Consider the following 17,042-nt stretch of genomic DNA (forward strand, 5'->3'; position numbering starts at 1 on the left):
ATGCGAAAAATTTTATTAGCACCGTCTTTATTAGGAGCAGACCCTTTAAACTTGGCCGGAGCAGTTGAGTCAATGCGCAATAATTATGACTGGCTTCACTTGGATATAATGGACGGTCATTTTGTGCGAAATTTATCATTTGGACCGGAGACAGCCGCGGCACTGCGCAAAAGATTCACGGATTCATTTATTGACGTTCATTTAATGATTGACAGACTCGAAGTAATTTTGCCGTTGTTCATTCAAGTAAAGCCATCACTAATTACTATACATGCAGAGACAGAATCGCATTTATTGCACGCGTCATTAATGCAGATCAAGAACGCCGGTATCAAATGCGGGATTTCGTTATGTCCTCCGACACCGGTTAGAAATATTGAGTCAGTGTTAAATATTGCTGATTTAGTGCTTATAATGTCAGTTACACCGGGATTCGGCGGGCAGAAATTGATTGATAACAGTCTCGATAAAGTCCGCGAACTTGTGAGTCTCAGAGAAGCAAACAAATTTAATTATTTAATCGAGATTGACGGCGGAGTAAATGAGAATAATATAATAGACATTGCGCGGGCCGGCTGTGATGTAATTGTCGCAGGGAGCGCAGTATTTAAGAATCCGGATCCCGGCGCGTGGCTCGCAAAAATAAAGGAGGCAGTCAAATTTTGACAGAAGGTAACAGCGCCTTAGAGGAACTAGGAAGATTAATAACAGAACGCCGCGAAAGTATCGGGATGACTCTTGAAACAGTCTTTGACCGTACCAAGATTAGACCTGAATATTTGCGCGGTATTGAAGAAGGAAATTATACGAATTTTCCCGAACTCGTTTACACAAAAGGTTTTGTCAGAACGTATTTAAAGCTGATAAACGCTGAAGATTTGCAGGACGATTTTATGAAGCAGCTTGACCGGGCATTTATACCAAATTCGCGAAAACAGGAATTACAGAGGCAGCGCGGAATTAATAACATGCTCGGCAACGGTTCATCAGTCCCGAAAGGTTTTAAAGCAGCGTCTCACTTCTGGATATTTCTTGTTTTAGTGCTTGCTCTTGTTGGAACGGGTGCTTATGTCTGGTACGCCGTTAATTACAGCGGGTTAGACTTGCGGAATCTGAAATTATTTAATTTTTCAGGAAGCAGCAACAACGGATTATTTGACGTTCCGGACAACTCTTCAAACGATGTAATTACTAATTTAAGCCGTGATGTTGCAGCAAATCCCGTTTCAGTTGATAAAAGAGTCGTCAGCAGTGAACCGGTCAAGAAGCCCGAACCTGTGAAGCCTTCATTAGAGATTCGCGCAATAAATGATGTATGGCTTAGTGTTGCATTTGGGAACGCACAGCCCGTTTTTAGACGTACACTCAGACGCGGGGACTCGATGAAATGGGATTTGAATGCGCCCGCAAGAGTCGTGTTTGGCCGGCCTACTTCAGCACAGGTTATCTTGAACGGCAAAGATTTAGGCATTGTGAACAGAGCAGCTAAGAAGTCAGAGACTCATATTTATAACCCCGACGGAACTACGCAGAAAATAAAATAAATTTTTCGGCAGGTTGTTATTATATAATGGCCTGCTGATTTAATTTCTTGCTTGAAAAACTTTTACGCGCTATTATTATTCATTGCAAATTAATAAATCGTTATGGAGGACACTTTCAAACAATGGCAGAGGCAGCAGCAAAACCTTGGTGGCGTGAAACAATAGAAACAATTGTATGGGCGTTTATTCTCGCTATGATTATACGCACATTAATAGTACAGGCTTTCTGGATTCCGAGCGGCTCAATGATTCCGACTTTAGAAATAGGTGATAGAGTCTTGGTCGCAAAATTTTGGAATTGGATATTTGAGCCTTCGAGAGGGTCGCTTTACGTGTTCAGATACCCTGTTGACAAAGAACGCGATTTTGTAAAACGTGTTATAGCAGTTCCCGGTGATGTAGTTGACATTAAAGACGGAATTGTTTTCATCAACGGCAAGCCCACCGAAGAGCCCTACGTAAAGAATCATGACAGGTTTAATTTACGCGCAAATTATATTTTCCCCGAAGTCCCGTTTACTGTTCCTGAGAAGAAATATTTTATGCTCGGCGACAACAGGTCAAATTCGCAGGACAGCCGTTATTGGGGGTTTGCTTCACTTGATGACATGCGGGGGCCCGTTTTTTTCCGTTATTGGCCGCTGAATCGAATCGGAATCCCTAAATAAATTATGCCCCGTTCTGTATGGTATCCCGGCCACATGGCAAAGGGAACGCGAAAATTAAATGAATTAGCGTCAAAACTTGATTTAATCGTTGAAGTAAGGGACTCGCGCGCTCCTGTCTCTACTTCATCACCGTTAATTAAAGCATTGGCAAGAATCAAGCCCGTTATTCATGTTTTATCGCGTAAAGACTTGGCCGACCCCGAAAAATTAAATCTCTGGCTGAACACGTTTAAGCACGCATTCAGTGCAGACCTTCGCAAAAAATCGGGTTTAAATGTAATCAAGAAAGCGATATTAAAATTTAAGCCCCCTCACAGAGAAGTAAGACTCGCCGTCGTAGGTATTCCAAATGTCGGAAAATCTTTATTGCTTAATTCGTTAATAAATAAATCAAGTGCTTCAGTAGGCAATATCCCCGGCGTTACTAAGTCCGTGAACTGGTACAAGAATGAAGGAATGCTAATTGTTGATTCACCCGGTATTCTTGACCCTCACGCAGAGTCCGGCGCGCATTTAATTTTATCGTGGCTGGGATGTGCAAAAGCTGATGTTGTCGGAGGCTGGGAAAATGCGGCGTTAATGCTCATAAAATTTTTGTGCGCTAAAAATATGCGTGATCTATTGCCGGTTGAATATGTTGACGAACCTTCAGAGCTTACACTTGAAAGAATCGGCCGGCGTATGGGCTGCTTAATTTCGGGAGGGCGAGTCAATTACGAACTGGCCGGGCAAAAATTTATTGAGGCTTTCTCATCAGGCAGACTCGGACTCGTTTGTCTTGAGACCCCTGACTCAGAACTTGCTATAAATTTCAATCATGAGGCAGCTAACGTTGTTCAATGATTTAATTCTCACGTCGAGAGCAGATCCGGTTGAGGCAGCCGAATCACTTGAAGAGCTTTGCAGACGAGGAGCAGTTATCGGCACTGATGAAGCGGGGCGGGGAGCTTTGGCCGGACCTGTTGTAGCAGCAGCAGTATATTTGACTCGTGAGCAGGAGAAAATATTATTAAATCGCAAATTGCGCGACTCTAAGCGTTTGACTCCTAAGGGACGAGAAAAATTATTTGCTGTAATGAACGAAATCGGCGTGTTATGGCGTGCTTCAATGGGCAGTATCGCACGAATCGAACGAGATAATATTTTACAGGCTTCATTATGGGCAATGGCTCAGAGCGTCAAGAAATTAGCTGCGAAATTAAATACTTCTCCCGCATGCATAATCGTTGACGGCACAGAGAGAATCCCGGATATAAATTTTTCTCAATGGCCGTTGATAAAAGCTGATGACTTAATACCGGTCGTATCGGCTGCTTCGATTGTCGCAAAAGTTATACGAGATAGATTAATGGCAAGGCTTGACTCAAAATTTCCCGGTTATAATCTTGCAAAAAATAAAGGTTATCCCACTAGAGAGCATAGAGAACGTGTAAAATTAATCGGACTGTCTGATATACATAGAGAGTCATTCTGCCGAAAATTATTAAGTGGAAGGTGATAGAGAATGCCCGAAATAAATAATTTGAATGTAAGCCTAAATCAGAATTACAGTCAAGCCCAGCAGAATATAAGCACTCGGCAGGGGCAGATAATTAATCAACCGCAGATTTTACAGCCCGGGCAGTTGACGAAATTTGCCGGAATCCGTACAGGAATGCTCATCGAGGGCACTGTTTTATCACAGAACAGCGACGGCACTTATACAGTAAGAGTTGATGTTAATGGCGTAATGCAGGATTTGCGGGCGCGTGCAACAATTTCACTTATACCGGGCGAAAGATTTAGAGCTGTCTGGGACGCTTCCGGGCCTGATGGAGTACCCGTTTTAAGACTCTCGCAGGGTGAATTGTCGTTTTTGTCGCAGATTCCCGCACGTGATAGAGAGCTTGCGACGGCCTTATTAGCGCGTGGTCTGCCGTTGTCTAATGAAGTTCTTACAGCAATTAAAGACGCTTGGCGCAAAACAGGTTCTAACCCCGGCGAATTGTCTTCATTTATAGAGTTATGGGCGCGCGACGTTCCTATGACGCAGGAAAACGCGTTATTATTATCTCAATATGCAGCGATGAATGACTCAGAAATTAACGAGATGTGGAACAGAATCCGCAAAAAATTAAAATCTGACACTTCTGACGGCAAAGACCCGATTAAATCTCTCAAGGGCATGAAGGAAGGCAACGACGATATTGCACAGTTCTTGCAGGCACAGTCAATTTTGATGAAGTCTCCCCGTCCTGAAGTAAACCCGGCGTTATTGGCTGCTCCTTTCTGGCCGTTAGTCGAGAATAATACGCAGAGCATGACAGCAAAAATTTTTGTAGGTCGTTCAACAAATGGCGATGACGGTCAAAAATATTGGCAGGTCGGATTTGGCTTAACCGGTAATAATTTAGGCGAGGTGGGCGGACTAGTTGAGAGCGACGGCAAAAGCTGTAATCTGACTCTCAATGCCGAGAGAGCAGAAACTTGCAGGATAATTGAACGCAGAAGACGTGATTTAAGGCGTGAACTTCAAGGACTCGCGATTCCAGTGAGCTTTATAGGAATTTCCCAGCGCGCTCCGGAAAATGAACGCGATATTTTGCTTGCAGGACGAGGACTCGATATTACAGTATAGAAGGAAAAATTTATTATGCCCGAACAAAATAAACGTGATAAGGCTGTAGCAGTCAAATATGATAATAAGAAAATGGCCGCTCCTACTGTTGTAGCAAAGGGAGAAGGCTTTATCGCTCAAAAAATTATAGAACGCGCAATTGAAGCAGATGTACCTATTGTTGAAGATGCTGCGCTTGTGTCGGCTTTGATTTCTCTTGAGTTAGGCGAGGAGATTCCAGCAGAGTTATACGAGGTCGTCGCAAGAGTCTTAGCATGGGTCTACAAACTTGACAGGGAGTCAGCCAAATAAATGACTCAAGCTCAAGAGTTAGGCAGATACGCAGAAGATAAGGCAGCAGAATATATTTTGTCTCTCGGATGGCGCGTAATTGCACGTAATATCAGGAATAAATACGGCGAACTAGATATTATTGCAATAGATAACGACAACAACGAAATTGTAATTATTGAAGTCAGGGCGCGCACAATCGGGAAAATTCAATCACCGTTAGACTCGATAGGCTCACGAAAATTAAACGCGTTAATCAAGTCCGCACGTGAATTTATCGAGGAAGAACTAAACTGGGACGGTTTCTGGCGGATTGACTTTATTGGCATAACTATAACTCACAAAAATGAGCCTGATAATTGGACTCTTGAACACATAAGCGACATTACAGCAGGGATGAATATAATTTCATAATTGATTTTATCATTCGCGTAAAATAAAATTTGACTGATAAAATTTTTACAGAATGGAGAATCATAATTTGACGCTCGCAGAACTTGAATCAGGAAAAAGCGCAGTTATTACAACCGTCGGAGGCTCAGGAAGTTTACGCCAGCATTTATTAGATATGGGAATAATCCCCGGCGCACTCGTAAAAATGGTAAAGTCCGCACCTTTAGGAGATCCCCTCGAAATTAGAATCCATGATTACGAGCTGACACTAAGACTCGCCGACGCAAAAAAAATAGAAATCAAACTTTCACAAGATACACAGCAGGCCGAAAAATTTATTGAAGCATTTAACAGCTTAAATCAAGTAGAACACCCCGGACTCGGTGAAGAAGGCAAATATCACGTCAATGACAAAAACGAGCCTTTACCCGATGGAACGTTATTAACTTTTGCGCTTGCAGGGAATCAGAACTCAGGCAAGACGACATTATTTAACCAACTAACCGGCGCAAAACAGAGAATCGGAAATTTCCCCGGCGTTACAGTTGACCGCAAAGACGGAGCAATCAAGGGACATTCAGACACTTTGATAACAGATTTACCCGGCATTTATTCAATGTCCCCATACAGCGGTGAAGAAATTGTCGCAAGAAATTTTATTCTCGGCGAGAAACCTAAAGCAATAATTAACATAATCGACGCTACTAATATCGAACGAAATTTATATTTGACTGAGCAGTTAATGGAAATGCAAATTCCTATGGTGGCAGCTCTTAACATGATGGACGAGTTAAGCGGCAACGGAGGCACTATCGATATTAACAGAATGGAGTCGCTTTTAGGGATTCCAGTTATACCAATTTCAGCACTCAAGAATGAAGGCATAGAAGAACTCGTAAATCACGCTGTCCACATCGCAAAATTTCAGGAGAAGCCTAAACGTTACGATTTTTGCGGAGAAGAAGATCACGACGGCGCAGTACATAGATGCATTCACGCAATTACGCATTTGATTCAGGATCACGCAGAACGGGCCGGCCTTCCTCTAAGATTTGCAGCAACTAAAGTAATCGAGAATGACGCGCTGATAATTCATAAACTCAAACTCGAACAGAACGAGCGCGAAATGTTAGAACATATAATTTTGCAAATGGAAAAGGAGCGGGGACTCGATAGAAATGCTGCAATTGCTGATATGAGATTCAATTTTATTCACAAAGTCTGCTCACAATGCGTCGTCAAACCTGCACAAAGCCGCGAACATTTACGAAGTCAGAAGCTCGACAAAATTTTAACAGGCCGTTATACTGCTATTCCTGTTTTTATTGCTGTAATGGCTGCTATTTTCTATCTCACATTTGAAGTAATCGGCGCATATTTTCAAGATTTATTAGCAAGCTGGATTGACTCATTTACGGAAATTGCGGACTCTTACATGTCATCAATCGGCGTTAATGAGATCGTGCACAAATTTATAATTGACGGCGTTTTTGCAGGACTCGGCAGCGTCTTAAGTTTCATACCGATAATAATCACGTTATTTTTCTTTCTCTCGATTCTTGAGGACACCGGCTATACTGCAAGAGTAGCGTTTTTCATGGATAAATTATTGCGTAAAATAGGCTTGTCAGGCCGCAGCATTGTCCCGATGTTAATAGGTTTTGGCTGTACTGTTCCTGCTGTAATGTCGACCCGTACTCTTCCCAGTGAGCGCGATAGAAAAATGACGATTTTATTGACTCCATTTATGAGCTGTACAGCAAAATTGCCGATTTACGCGTTTTTTGTAAATGCGTTCTTCCCTGATAAACGAGGCTTAATAATGACCGGTTTATATGTTTTGGGAATCGTCGCCGGGATTCTTGCAGCGTTATTATACAAGGAGACATTATTCAGGGGTGAAGCTGTACCGTTTGTGATGGAGCTGCCGAATTATAGAATGCCTGCTGCAAAAAATGTTATATTCTTAATGTGGGAGAAAGCGAAGGACTTTTTACAGCGCGCATTTACTGTAATATTTCTTGCTACGGTTATTATATGGTTTCTGCAAAGTTTTGACCTGCAATTTAATTTTACGACTCAATCAGATAAAAGCATTCTCGCCGCGATTTCTGGTTTATTAGTGCCGTTATTTGCGCCTTTAGGATTAGGAGACTGGCGGATTTGCACATCATTAATAAGCGGTTTTCTCGCAAAAGAAAGTGTTGTGTCGAGTCTTGGAGTCTTGTTCGGCGAAAATGTTAATGCATTCTTGTCAAGTGCGTCTGCGGGTGCTTTGCTGGTATTCAGTTTGTTATACACACCTTGTGCGGCGGCAGTTGCTTCGATAAAACGCGAACTCGGAGGCGGCTGGGCATTAGGCGTTGTGATTTGGCAATGCGTTATCGCGTGGGCTGCGGCAATGATCACGAGAATTATTATTCTTGCAATATAATATAATAATCACGAGTAATTTATAAGGAGGCAGATTTTTTTGCGAGTTGCTGTAACTTACGAGAACGGGAATATATTTCAGCATTTCGGCAAGACTGAAAATTTCAAGCTCTATGACATCGAGAATAAATCAATCACTCGCAACGAAGTTATTAGCACTAACGGCCAAGCTCATGGGATTCTAGCAGGATTCTTGAAAGCTCAGGGAGTCGACGTATTAATTTGCGGCGGTATAGGTTCGGGAGCGCAGGAAGCTCTTAATACTGTAGGAATAAAATTTTTCGCAGGAGTCAATGGCAGTGCGGACGAGGCTGTGAAAAAATTTCTTGACGGCAGACTTGAATTTGACTCGAATCCTAAATGCGATAATCACACTTGCAAGGAGTGAATTTATATAATGCCAGCATGTAATCATAATTGCGAAAACTGCGGCGCAAATTGTTCAGAACGCGATAATACAGCCGCAAAATTTCAGACTGACAGCGTGATAAAAAACGTTATCGGCATAGTCAGCGGCAAGGGAGGTGTCGGGAAATCCTTAATTACCGGCTTGCTTGCGTCTGGAATGAACAAGAAAAATTTTAACACGGCGATTTTAGACGCTGATATAACGGGGCCGTCAATTCCCAAAATGTTTGGTATTCATGACGGTTTATTATCTGACGGACATTTTATACAGCCTGCAATCAGTAAGAACGGAACAAAAATTATTTCGATGAATTTATGTTTACCAGATGAGTCAGATCCTGTAGTATGGCGGGGGCCTGTCTTAATGGGAGTGTTGCAGCAATTTTTTGAAGAAGTTGACTGGGGATTTACTGATTATATGTTTGTCGATATGCCGCCCGGTACAGGTGATGTGCCGTTGACAGTGTTTCAGTCATTGCCTATCAAGGGAATTATTATAGTTACGACACCTCAGGAACTTGTAAGTATGATAGTAAGCAAAGCTCTTAGGATGGCCGAAATTATGAATATTCCCGTGCTGGGTCTCGTTGAGAATATGAGCTATTTTCTTTGCCCTGACTGCGGGAAAAAGCATTATATATTTGGTAACAGTCATATTGAAGAGTTTGCGTTGTCTCACGGGATAAAAAATTTTGCGCAGCTTCCTATTTTGCCGGAATTTGCGACACTTTGTGATTCTGGAAAAATTGAAGACTTTGACGCGGGGAAATATTTAGACTCAATCATGAAAAATTTATAGAGTAAATAAAATTTATGCCGATGAGCGCTTTAACACTTGTCGGCAGCTTTTATACTTTCATGCACATTCAGTCCCCCTCCCAAAAAATTTATTTCTTGCCTTATAATATACTTGTAAAATTTTATTTATCGAGGTGTATGTTTATGTGTAAAAAATTTTTTGCGCTTGCTTTGTGCATAATGATTCTCGCGTGTTCTTGTGCGGCAAATGCTGAAGGACTCAAAATCGGCATTCTTGCAAAATCTGAGACTGGCCCGACATTTAACACTAAATCGAGTCTTGAATCTTCCTGGCTATGGTCATTAATGGGACACGGACACGGCGAAAATGACGAATATATTTCATTTGAAGATTTACCAAGCATGATAATGGCATTAGAGTCCGGCAAAGTTGACGAGCTTGACTTACCGCAAATCGTCGGCGAATACATCATGGCACAGAATCCAAATTATAAAGTCTCCTGCGTAATGCGTCCTGAAAATGTATATTTTGCGTTCGGCTTCCTGAAGGAGAAAAATGTTATTCTCTGGCAAAATTTTAATTACGCTTTGAGACTCATGCGCAGAAACGGAACACTTCAAGACTTGCAGGCAAAATATTTATACAACCCCGGCAAAATTGAGCCTGAACCAGTAAAATTTGATTTATTCCCGAATGCCCAGAAAGTAAAATTTGCTGTAACCGGCGACATTCCCCCGATTGATTACACAGCACCCGACGGCACGCCAGCAGGCTTTAACGCAGCACTTCTCGCAGAAATCGGCCGACTCCTGAAAATTAATATTGAGATCATAAACGTTACTTCAGGTGCAAAGACAGCAGCTCTCACATCGGGACGCGCTGACGGCGTTTTCTGGTACGTTGTAAGCACTAATAAAGATATTATTCTCGTTGATAATGATATTTTATTAACGTCAGATCCGTATTACACGTTTAATATTTATATGCACATACGCAAAAAGTAGGGGGTATTATTTATGAATAAAAAATTTTGTGCGTTTATTGCAATTATAATAATTCTTGCGTGTTCATGTGCGGCAGGTGCTGAGGGACTCAAAATCGGCATTCTTGCAAATCCTGAGAACGGTCTGTCATTCAACACAAAACAGTATCTTGAATCGACTTGGCTATGGTCATTAATTGGACACGGACACGGCGAAAATGATGAGTATATTTTATTTGATGACCTGCCCAGCATGATAACGGCATTAGAATCCGGAAAAATTGACGAGGCCGACCTGCCTCAAATTGTCGCTGAATATGTCATGTCGCAGAATAATAATTATAAAATATCGTGCGTAATGCGTTCACAGCCCATGAATCTTGTGTTCGGGTTCATGAAGGACAAAAACGTGATTCTATGGCAAAATTTTAATTACGCCTTGGGACTCATGAGCAGAAACGGCACTCTTCAAGCTCTTAGAGAAAAATATTTATCCAATCCCGGCAAAAATACGCCTGAAGAAATAAAATTTGACTCCTTCCCGAACGCAGAAAAAATAAAAATTGCTGTAACCGGAGATATTCCCCCGATTGATTACACAGCACCCGACGGCACGCCAGCAGGTTTTAACGCAGCACTTCTCGCGGAAATAGGCCGACTCCTGAAAATTAATATTGAAATCGTCAATACTAATGCAGGGGCAAGAATTGCAGTTCTCACATCAGGACGTGCTGACGGCGTTTTTTGGATCGACAGTGAAAATAAATTGTCGGAAAATATATTAATCTCTGACCCCTATTACACGTTTAATATTTTCTTGCAGTTACGGAAAAAATAAGGAGTGTTATTCATGAACAAAAAATTTTGTGCATTTATCGCGTGTGTAATAATTCTTGCGTGTTCGTGTGCGGCAGGTGCTGAAGGACGCAAACTCGGATTATTGCAGAATGCCGGAATGTCTGAAAAAGGCTTCAACGATTTATCAACAGTAAATTCAATATGGAAATGGGAAATTTCAGGCGCAAAATATTCGTCCTACCATTTTTACGATGATTTAAACACTATGTTAATGGCCTTGAATGCCGGCAATATTGACGATTTAGAGCTTCCTCAGCCCGCAGCAGAATATATTTTATCCGTCAATCCAAATTATAAAATTTCCGGCGTATCATGTTCAACGGGTGCAAATTTAGTGTTCGGTTTCCTTGCGGGTAAGGGGGTAATCATGCAGAAAAATTTTAATTATGCACTTGGCCTCATGCGCAGAGATGGGACACTTCAAGATTTACAGACAAAATATTTAGCTAACCCCGGCAAAAATGAACCTGAGTCCGTAAAATTTGAGTCTTTCCCGAACGCAGAAAAAATAAAAATTGCTGTAACCGGAGATATTCCCCCGATTGATTACACTTCACACGACGGCAAAGCAGCAGGTTTCAACGCAGCAGTAATCGCAGAAATTGCAAAGCGTCTCCAAATAAACGTTGAAATCTTTGACATCAATACAAACGCAAGGACAGCCGCATTAACTTCAGGACGTGCAGACGCGGTTTTCTGGTATGAACTTATTGACGGAGTAGGGACTCAATATGATGCACCGGAAGGGGTAATTTTCTCGGATCCCTATTACAGATTTGATTTATTCGTTCGTATTGGCTTGCGAAAAAATTAATCATGCGCTAGAATGCTAAATTATTGCGGATGTAGTTCAACGGTAGAGCGTCAGCTTCCCAAGCTGAATGTTGCGGGTTCGAATCCCGTCGTCCGCTCCAATTTTTTTGTTTGTGATGATAACAGGTCTTGTGATTCGTTCATGAGGCCTTTTTTGTTGTAAAATATTCCCGCGTTGTATTATACTAATTCGCAAGTTTTATATTTATTCAGGAGGAAAATTTTTTATGCGCACATTTTTGGCAGTTATTCATATTATAGTCGCAATATTAATGATGATAGTTGTTCTCGCTCAGCAGCGCAAACAAGGCGGATTTGCAGGAATTTTCGGCGGCGGTACACAACCGGACTCGGGACAGTGGCAGAGATTTACACCTCTTACGAAAATTACGATTGTGTTAGCTTCAATTTTCATGATAACTTCATTCTTGATCGTGTACATTAACTAAGCAAGGGAGAAATAATAAAGTGTTGAACTTTCTCAAGGACTCAGAAGCCCTGAAGGTCAATCCCGACAGATTTTACAGCGCAACCCATGACGAAATCAAATCAGGTGCTACGACGGATATTTATTTTATTAACACTCGTGATATTCTTGCGTCAATGAATTTGCTTGATACGCCCGTTACAGCAGAAATTTTCACGCGTTCAACAGGAATGTTTGCGGGTCTTGCTGAAGTATTAGAACTCTTGAAAGATTCTCCCGTTCAAATCGAAGCATTACCCGAAGGCGAATATTTTACCCCGAAAGAAGTTGTAATGCGTATAAAAGGTTCTTACGGCGCATTTGGTATTCACGAGACAAATTTACTCGGCATTCTTTCGAGTTCGTGTGCATGGGCGACGGCGGCTCGTGAGTGCGTCGAAGCTGCAGAGGGCAAACCGGTTTTATCGTTCGGAGCCAGGCATTTACACCCGGCAATTTCGCCAGTTATGGAAGCTATAGCAGTAAAATTCGGAGGCTGTACGGGTGCGAGCTGCGTATTAGGCGCGAAACTTTGCGGACGCGAACCGATGGGCACGATTCCTCATGCTGCGATTTTAATCACCGGCGACACTGTTAAACTTGCTGAAGCGTATGACTCTGTATTGCCTGATTATGTCGGCAGAACTTTTTTAGTTGACACGTTTAAAGACGAGTGCGAGGAGGCTTTAAGGCTTGCTCATGCTTTAGGCGATAGACTCGGTGCTGTAAGGCTCGATACTCCCAGTGAAAGAGGCGGCGTTACAGCTGAATTAGTACGTGAAATGCGTTATAGATTGAATCAAGAAGGTTTTAACCGCGTAAAAATTGTAGTTTCCGGCGGTCTCAATCCTGCAAGAATCAAAGAATTATCAAGCGCAGGAGCAGACATTTTCGGAGTCGGGAGCTATATTGCTCATGCTGTGCCTATGGATATGACAATGGATCTAAAAGAGGTCAACGGCAAACCCATAGCAAAGCGCGGAAGATTACCCGGTATACTTGAAAATAAGCGCCTTGTTAAGATAAAATAATTTGACGTGAACAAGCCCCCGTTCACAGAGATTTATTATAGATTTATAAAATTTGCAGGAGGAATATTTATAAATGACGGGCAGCAGCTCATATTTGGCAAAACCAGGCCAAATAAAACGAAAATGGTACGTTATTGACGCGTCAGACAGATCAATAGGCCGTCTGGCAGCAGTAATTTCACGAATATTAACGGGCAAGAATAAGCCGACTTACACGCCTCATGTTGATACGGGCGATTATGTTATTGTCATCAACGCAGAAAAAGTGAAGCTCACCGGCAATAAAGCATCGCAGTCAACTTGGCACTATCACACAGGACATCCGGGCGGTTATCGTGCTACAAACTGGGGAGTCCTGCTCAAGACAAAACCGGCGGCACTCTTTCATCACGTTGTAAAAGGAATGCTCCCGCGAAATAGACTCAAATACGCAAGCAAGCTGAAAGTTTATGCAGGGCCTTCACATCCTCACGAAGCACAGAACCCTGAAGCACTCGAAATCTAAACAGGAGGAGAATATATAAATGTCAGACGATAAATATATATGGGGAACAGGCCGGCGCAAAAACGCTCTTGCAAGAGTCAGAATTTGTTCAGGCACTGGCGAAATAAAGATTAATAATCGCAGCGTAGAAGAATATTTCCCGCGCTTAATGTGGCAGTCGCAGGTCTATCAGTCATTGAAAACGGCCGGAGTTGAAGGCAGAGTCGATGTATTTGTAAATGCTTCCGGCGGCGGCTTAACTGGTCAGGCAGGTGCAGTAAAATTAGGTATTGCACGCGCATTAATCAAGATGAATCCTGATTACAGACCGGCACTCAAGAAAGAAGGACTCTTAACGAGAGATCCGAGAATGGTCGAGCGTAAAAAGTTCGGTCAAAAAGGTGCAAGAGGAAAGAGACAGTACTCGAAGCGTTAAAATATTTTCCCCCCGTCAAGATGCAGGCGAGGGGATTTTTTTGCGCGTTTAATTGCTTATGTGTGCGTCTAACGGGATTGCTTTATTTTGTTCAGCTAGTGAAGGCGCTGCATTGTCCGTGAAAATTATTTCTGCTTGGACACCTGTAGAGGCTGCTACTGACGTTAAAATTTTTCTTGCGTTCTCGTCCGAGTGTGCCAAGATTCCCCGTTCGATTTCGTGAGCTTTTACTTTGTTGAGGTCGGACAAAATTTCGCGGTTCTGATCCTCAAGTTTTATAGATGTAAATATTCCCGCGTGCTGGTCATAGACTTCAAGAGACTGCATATCGGCGTAAATGTCAGTAATTTCACTGTGAGGGAGCGAGATAATTACTTTGTTGTCAAATTTTTCTGAGACTTGAGCTTTTGACAAATCGCACCCGCATACTATTGTGCCGTTATATTTGAGCATAAATTTTCGAGTTGTGCCCGGTATATTTGCGTCAATGAAGGGAATTTTTACGCCCTCAGAAAATGTTACGATTGATTGAAAACTTTCGCGCACCGTTGCAAGCTCGCTGACGTTCTGAATCCCCGCAAGTATAGTAGACCTCACAGAAATATTTTGCGGCTTCTTACCTTTTTTGCGCGTGAACATCAAGACATTTATTGCAATCGAGGCGGCAAGAGCTAATACTATAACAATTGTAGCTGTCAAATTTAGTCCCTCCTGATAAAAAATTTTATTACACGCAATATAATATCAGAAAAATTTGCAGACTTTCCGGCGAGATATTATAATCACTGTAAATTATTATACATTGGAGGAGAATCTATGCTCTTGACGGAACGGCACGGAACGGCACGGAACGGCATAGCGTTATTTCGTGGTGTCTTGAGTGGCTGAACAGTGAGAAAAATTTTATTTTCTGGCTAATAGCGTTGAATCTTATCACTATAGTCGGAGATTTGAAGGGCAGCAGCAATTTACGAAAAATTTTACATTTTGGGTGCAGCCTGTCAATTATCTTAATGTATGTAACACTTGCAAGTTTGTTGATATATTTATTTCTTCGCAGATTTAGAGTCGTTCACAAGTTCGTAAAATTTATTTTTCTGGCTGTAAATGCGGTATTCTTTGCGTTAGATTTATTCACAGTATATTATTATCACATACGATTTAATATATTAATGCTGAATATTGCTCTAATGACAAATTTTCGCGAGGGCAGCGAGTTTTTACAGATGTATCTGTTAAATAAATCTTTCTGGCTGTTCGTTCTTGCTATAATTGCGTTGATATTTATTGCTCGTAAAGTTTGGCAGATAGCATTTAAACCCGGTAAATTAATTTTGTGTCTGCTCATAATATTTTTATTTGCTGGAATATTCTCATCCGTAAGAGAAATTTCTATGGGCAACGGCCGAAAAAGAGACATAACAAATTATCTCGGATTCACAAGATTTTGCTGTATGACTGCAAGATATTACAATGCCAGCAGAGAATATAATAAAGTTTTAAGCGAGCCTAATGCAGTAATCACAAAAAATTTGAGAAGCATTCCATATATAATATTTATTCTCGGTGAGTCGGCTGCAAGACATCACATGAGCATTTACGGTTATGATCTGCCTACGAGTCCAAATCTTGAAAAACGTCAAATATATATATTCAATGATGTTGTATGCGCTGAACCACACACTGTAGCTTCAGTTAGAAAAATGTTTACGTTTCATAATAATGAGCTCCCCGGCCCATGGTATAATTACATGAATTTATTTAGCATTCTTAAAGCAGCAGGTTATTATAATATTTGGCTCTCAAATCAGGAAGTTTATATAGGACTTGACGCTATAAATTTTTATGTGAATATTTGCGATGAAAGACATTTTATCGAGTTTAAATCTTACTGGGACGGCGGGTCGGCTTATGATGATAGTCTGCTCCCCATACTTGACGAAAAATTAACGCATTCTCGCGAGAAAAATTTTTACATGCTCCACTTGAATGGCAGTCACGTAGCTTATAAAAATAGATACCCGGCAGAATACGCAAAATTTACGGCCAAAGACGAAATAAGCGGCTATTCCGGTATAACTGAATCAGAAAAAATTACCCGCGCAGAATATGATAATACTATATTATATAATGATTATGTCCTGAACGAAATTATTAAACGCTTTGAGGACAAGAACGCAATAATTATTTATACTTCGGATCACGGGCAGGAAGTATATGATCTTATTAGCTCGGCTGGACATGGCTGGTTTCAGACGCGCAATGTTGCTGAAGTACCGTTTTTAATTTGGACATCGAGAAAATTTTGCGAGTCATATCCCGATTTAGACGCAAGAATTAAATCAAGCGTTGACCGGCCTTACATGACAGATGATGTTATTCATACAATTTTAGATATTGCAGGAATAGAGACTCCCGGCTATGATCCCGCAAAAAGTGTAATTAATGCAAAATTCGACTCGTCCCGGCCAAGAATTAATAAAGATTATATTTACACTAAGGAGAAAGGTTTAATTGAGGTACAGTAACATTTTTTCGCGGTTATTCAATGCCTCGCGTTACTCTCTGGAGGGCTTGTATTATGCGTTGACTCATGAGCAGGCTTTCCAGTATGAGTTTATCATGCTGATTATAATAATTTTGGCTGGAAAATCTTTATTGCTTGCGGGAGCGTGGCTCATTGTGATGTGTCTTGAACTTATAAACTCTGCTGTCGAGAAAGCATTTGACTTAATCGATAAAAATTTTAGACACGAGATCAAAGCCGGCAAAGACATGCTCTCATGCGCTATTTTTCTTGCTGTATGCTTTAATATAATTTTATGGGGGTATGTTATTATAATGCAATAAATTTTTTGCAGGGAGTGAGAATAAATTAA

The 17,042-nt window shown here is 41.4% G+C and carries 21 protein-coding genes and 1 tRNA gene; 21 read left to right on the top strand and 1 reads right to left on the bottom strand.

What is annotated here, in order from left to right; translation table 11 throughout:
- From rpe to rpsI, 19 genes are all read left to right on the top strand, one after another.
- Entirely contained in the window at positions 1 to 666 is a 666-nt protein-coding gene (gene rpe, locus IJT21_05170) for a ribulose-phosphate 3-epimerase (protein ID MBQ7577642.1), read from the top strand.
- Entirely contained in the window at positions 663 to 1,544 is an 882-nt protein-coding gene (locus tag IJT21_05175; protein MBQ7577643.1) for a DUF4115 domain-containing protein, read from the top strand. The genes rpe and IJT21_05175 overlap by 4 nt, the downstream gene beginning before the upstream one ends.
- Before the next feature lie 122 nt (positions 1,545 to 1,666).
- Positions 1,667 to 2,212, top strand: coding sequence for a signal peptidase I (lepB, locus tag IJT21_05180; protein ID MBQ7577644.1), 546 nt, complete (start codon positions 1,667 to 1,669; stop codon positions 2,210 to 2,212).
- Between the two features lie 3 nt (positions 2,213 to 2,215).
- Positions 2,216 to 3,055: a 50S ribosome-binding GTPase gene (locus tag IJT21_05185; protein ID MBQ7577645.1), complete on the top strand. Its 840-nt coding sequence runs from the start codon at positions 2,216 to 2,218 to the stop codon at positions 3,053 to 3,055.
- Positions 3,030 to 3,710, top strand: a complete 681-nt coding sequence (locus tag IJT21_05190; protein MBQ7577646.1) for a ribonuclease HII — start codon at positions 3,030 to 3,032, stop codon at positions 3,708 to 3,710. The genes IJT21_05185 and IJT21_05190 overlap by 26 nt, the downstream gene beginning before the upstream one ends.
- Positions 3,711 to 3,716: 6 nt before the next feature.
- Complete coding sequence (locus IJT21_05195) at positions 3,717 to 4,829, top strand: hypothetical protein (GenBank protein MBQ7577647.1); 1,113 nt, start codon at positions 3,717 to 3,719, stop codon at positions 4,827 to 4,829.
- A 15-nt stretch (positions 4,830 to 4,844) separates the two neighbouring features.
- Positions 4,845 to 5,120 (top strand): EscU/YscU/HrcU family type III secretion system export apparatus switch protein, encoded by a 276-nt coding sequence (locus IJT21_05200; GenBank protein ID MBQ7577648.1) that lies wholly within the window; start codon positions 4,845 to 4,847, stop codon positions 5,118 to 5,120.
- Positions 5,121 to 5,513: a YraN family protein gene (locus IJT21_05205; protein MBQ7577649.1), complete on the top strand. Its 393-nt coding sequence runs from the start codon at positions 5,121 to 5,123 to the stop codon at positions 5,511 to 5,513. It begins immediately after the preceding gene.
- A 67-nt stretch (positions 5,514 to 5,580) separates the two neighbouring features.
- Positions 5,581 to 7,926, top strand: a complete 2,346-nt coding sequence (gene feoB / locus IJT21_05210; GenBank protein MBQ7577650.1) for a ferrous iron transport protein B — start codon at positions 5,581 to 5,583, stop codon at positions 7,924 to 7,926.
- Positions 7,927 to 7,965: 39 nt separating this feature from the next.
- A complete protein-coding gene (locus IJT21_05215) occupies positions 7,966 to 8,313 on the top strand; it encodes a NifB/NifX family molybdenum-iron cluster-binding protein (protein ID MBQ7577651.1) in 348 nt (115 codons plus the stop codon).
- Between the two features lie 6 nt (positions 8,314 to 8,319).
- Positions 8,320 to 9,132: an Mrp/NBP35 family ATP-binding protein gene (locus IJT21_05220; GenBank protein ID MBQ7577652.1), complete on the top strand. Its 813-nt coding sequence runs from the start codon at positions 8,320 to 8,322 to the stop codon at positions 9,130 to 9,132.
- Between the two features lie 143 nt (positions 9,133 to 9,275).
- Complete coding sequence (locus IJT21_05225; GenBank protein ID MBQ7577653.1) at positions 9,276 to 10,097, top strand: transporter substrate-binding domain-containing protein; 822 nt, start codon at positions 9,276 to 9,278, stop codon at positions 10,095 to 10,097.
- A gap of 12 nt (positions 10,098 to 10,109) precedes the next feature.
- On the top strand, positions 10,110 to 10,913 hold the full coding sequence (locus tag IJT21_05230) for a transporter substrate-binding domain-containing protein (protein MBQ7577654.1): 804 nt from the start codon (positions 10,110 to 10,112) through the stop codon (positions 10,911 to 10,913).
- A gap of 12 nt (positions 10,914 to 10,925) precedes the next feature.
- The gene (locus IJT21_05235; GenBank protein MBQ7577655.1) at positions 10,926 to 11,747 is read left to right on the top strand and encodes a transporter substrate-binding domain-containing protein; all 822 of its coding nucleotides are present in this window, start codon (positions 10,926 to 10,928) and stop codon (positions 11,745 to 11,747) included.
- 25 nt (positions 11,748 to 11,772) lie between these two features.
- Positions 11,773 to 11,847, top strand: a tRNA-Gly gene (locus tag IJT21_05240).
- A gap of 126 nt (positions 11,848 to 11,973) precedes the next feature.
- Complete coding sequence (gene secG / locus IJT21_05245) at positions 11,974 to 12,195, top strand: preprotein translocase subunit SecG (protein ID MBQ7577656.1); 222 nt, start codon at positions 11,974 to 11,976, stop codon at positions 12,193 to 12,195.
- A 19-nt stretch (positions 12,196 to 12,214) separates the two neighbouring features.
- Entirely contained in the window at positions 12,215 to 13,243 is a 1,029-nt protein-coding gene (locus tag IJT21_05250; GenBank protein ID MBQ7577657.1) for a nicotinate phosphoribosyltransferase, read from the top strand.
- 73 nt (positions 13,244 to 13,316) lie between these two features.
- A complete protein-coding gene (gene rplM / locus IJT21_05255) occupies positions 13,317 to 13,748 on the top strand; it encodes a 50S ribosomal protein L13 (GenBank protein MBQ7577658.1) in 432 nt (143 codons plus the stop codon).
- 19 nt (positions 13,749 to 13,767) lie between these two features.
- Positions 13,768 to 14,163 carry a 30S ribosomal protein S9 gene (gene rpsI / locus IJT21_05260; GenBank protein ID MBQ7577659.1) on the top strand — a complete coding sequence of 132 codons (396 nt, stop codon included), beginning with the start codon at positions 13,768 to 13,770 and terminating at the stop codon, positions 14,161 to 14,163.
- A 48-nt stretch (positions 14,164 to 14,211) separates the two neighbouring features.
- On the opposite strand, the gene IJT21_05265 is transcribed toward rpsI, so the two are convergent.
- Complete coding sequence (locus tag IJT21_05265) at positions 14,212 to 14,862, bottom strand: DUF4230 domain-containing protein (GenBank protein MBQ7577660.1); 651 nt, start codon at positions 14,860 to 14,862, stop codon at positions 14,212 to 14,214.
- A gap of 251 nt (positions 14,863 to 15,113) precedes the next feature.
- Between IJT21_05265 and IJT21_05270 the strand changes: the two genes are divergently transcribed.
- Both IJT21_05270 and IJT21_05275 read left to right on the top strand, forming a co-directional pair.
- Positions 15,114 to 16,691 (top strand): sulfatase-like hydrolase/transferase, encoded by a 1,578-nt coding sequence (locus IJT21_05270; protein ID MBQ7577661.1) that lies wholly within the window; start codon positions 15,114 to 15,116, stop codon positions 16,689 to 16,691.
- Positions 16,678 to 17,013 carry a diacylglycerol kinase gene (locus IJT21_05275; protein ID MBQ7577662.1) on the top strand — a complete coding sequence of 112 codons (336 nt, stop codon included), beginning with the start codon at positions 16,678 to 16,680 and terminating at the stop codon, positions 17,011 to 17,013. Before IJT21_05270 ends, IJT21_05275 begins: the two co-directional genes overlap by 14 nt.
- The last annotated feature ends 29 nt before the right edge of the window (positions 17,014 to 17,042 follow it).

Source organism: Synergistaceae bacterium, from assembly GCA_017443945.1.
Taxonomy (GTDB): Bacteria; Synergistota; Synergistia; order Synergistales; family Aminobacteriaceae; genus JAFUXM01.

Bases quoted from the DNA above. Each gene is read 5' to 3' on its own strand.
- IJT21_05185 (MBQ7577645.1), top strand. From the start codon at position 2,216: ATGCCCCGTTCTGTATGGTATCCCGGCCACATGGCAAAGGGAACGCGA.
- IJT21_05190 (MBQ7577646.1), top strand. From the start codon at position 3,030: ATGAGGCAGCTAACGTTGTTCAATGATTTAATTCTCACGTCGAGAGCA.
- IJT21_05230 (MBQ7577654.1), top strand. From the start codon at position 10,110: ATGAATAAAAAATTTTGTGCGTTTATTGCAATTATAATAATTCTTGCG.
- secG (MBQ7577656.1), top strand. From the start codon at position 11,974: ATGCGCACATTTTTGGCAGTTATTCATATTATAGTCGCAATATTAATG.
- IJT21_05195 (MBQ7577647.1), top strand. From the start codon at position 3,717: ATGCCCGAAATAAATAATTTGAATGTAAGCCTAAATCAGAATTACAGT.
- rpsI (MBQ7577659.1), top strand. From the start codon at position 13,768: ATGTCAGACGATAAATATATATGGGGAACAGGCCGGCGCAAAAACGCT.
- lepB (MBQ7577644.1), top strand. From the start codon at position 1,667: ATGGCAGAGGCAGCAGCAAAACCTTGGTGGCGTGAAACAATAGAAACA.
- IJT21_05225 (MBQ7577653.1), top strand. From the start codon at position 9,276: ATGTGTAAAAAATTTTTTGCGCTTGCTTTGTGCATAATGATTCTCGCG.
- rpe (MBQ7577642.1), top strand. From the start codon at position 1: ATGCGAAAAATTTTATTAGCACCGTCTTTATTAGGAGCAGACCCTTTA.
- rplM (MBQ7577658.1), top strand. From the start codon at position 13,317: ATGACGGGCAGCAGCTCATATTTGGCAAAACCAGGCCAAATAAAACGA.
- IJT21_05200 (MBQ7577648.1), top strand. From the start codon at position 4,845: ATGCCCGAACAAAATAAACGTGATAAGGCTGTAGCAGTCAAATATGAT.
- IJT21_05205 (MBQ7577649.1), top strand. From the start codon at position 5,121: ATGACTCAAGCTCAAGAGTTAGGCAGATACGCAGAAGATAAGGCAGCA.
- IJT21_05235 (MBQ7577655.1), top strand. From the start codon at position 10,926: ATGAACAAAAAATTTTGTGCATTTATCGCGTGTGTAATAATTCTTGCG.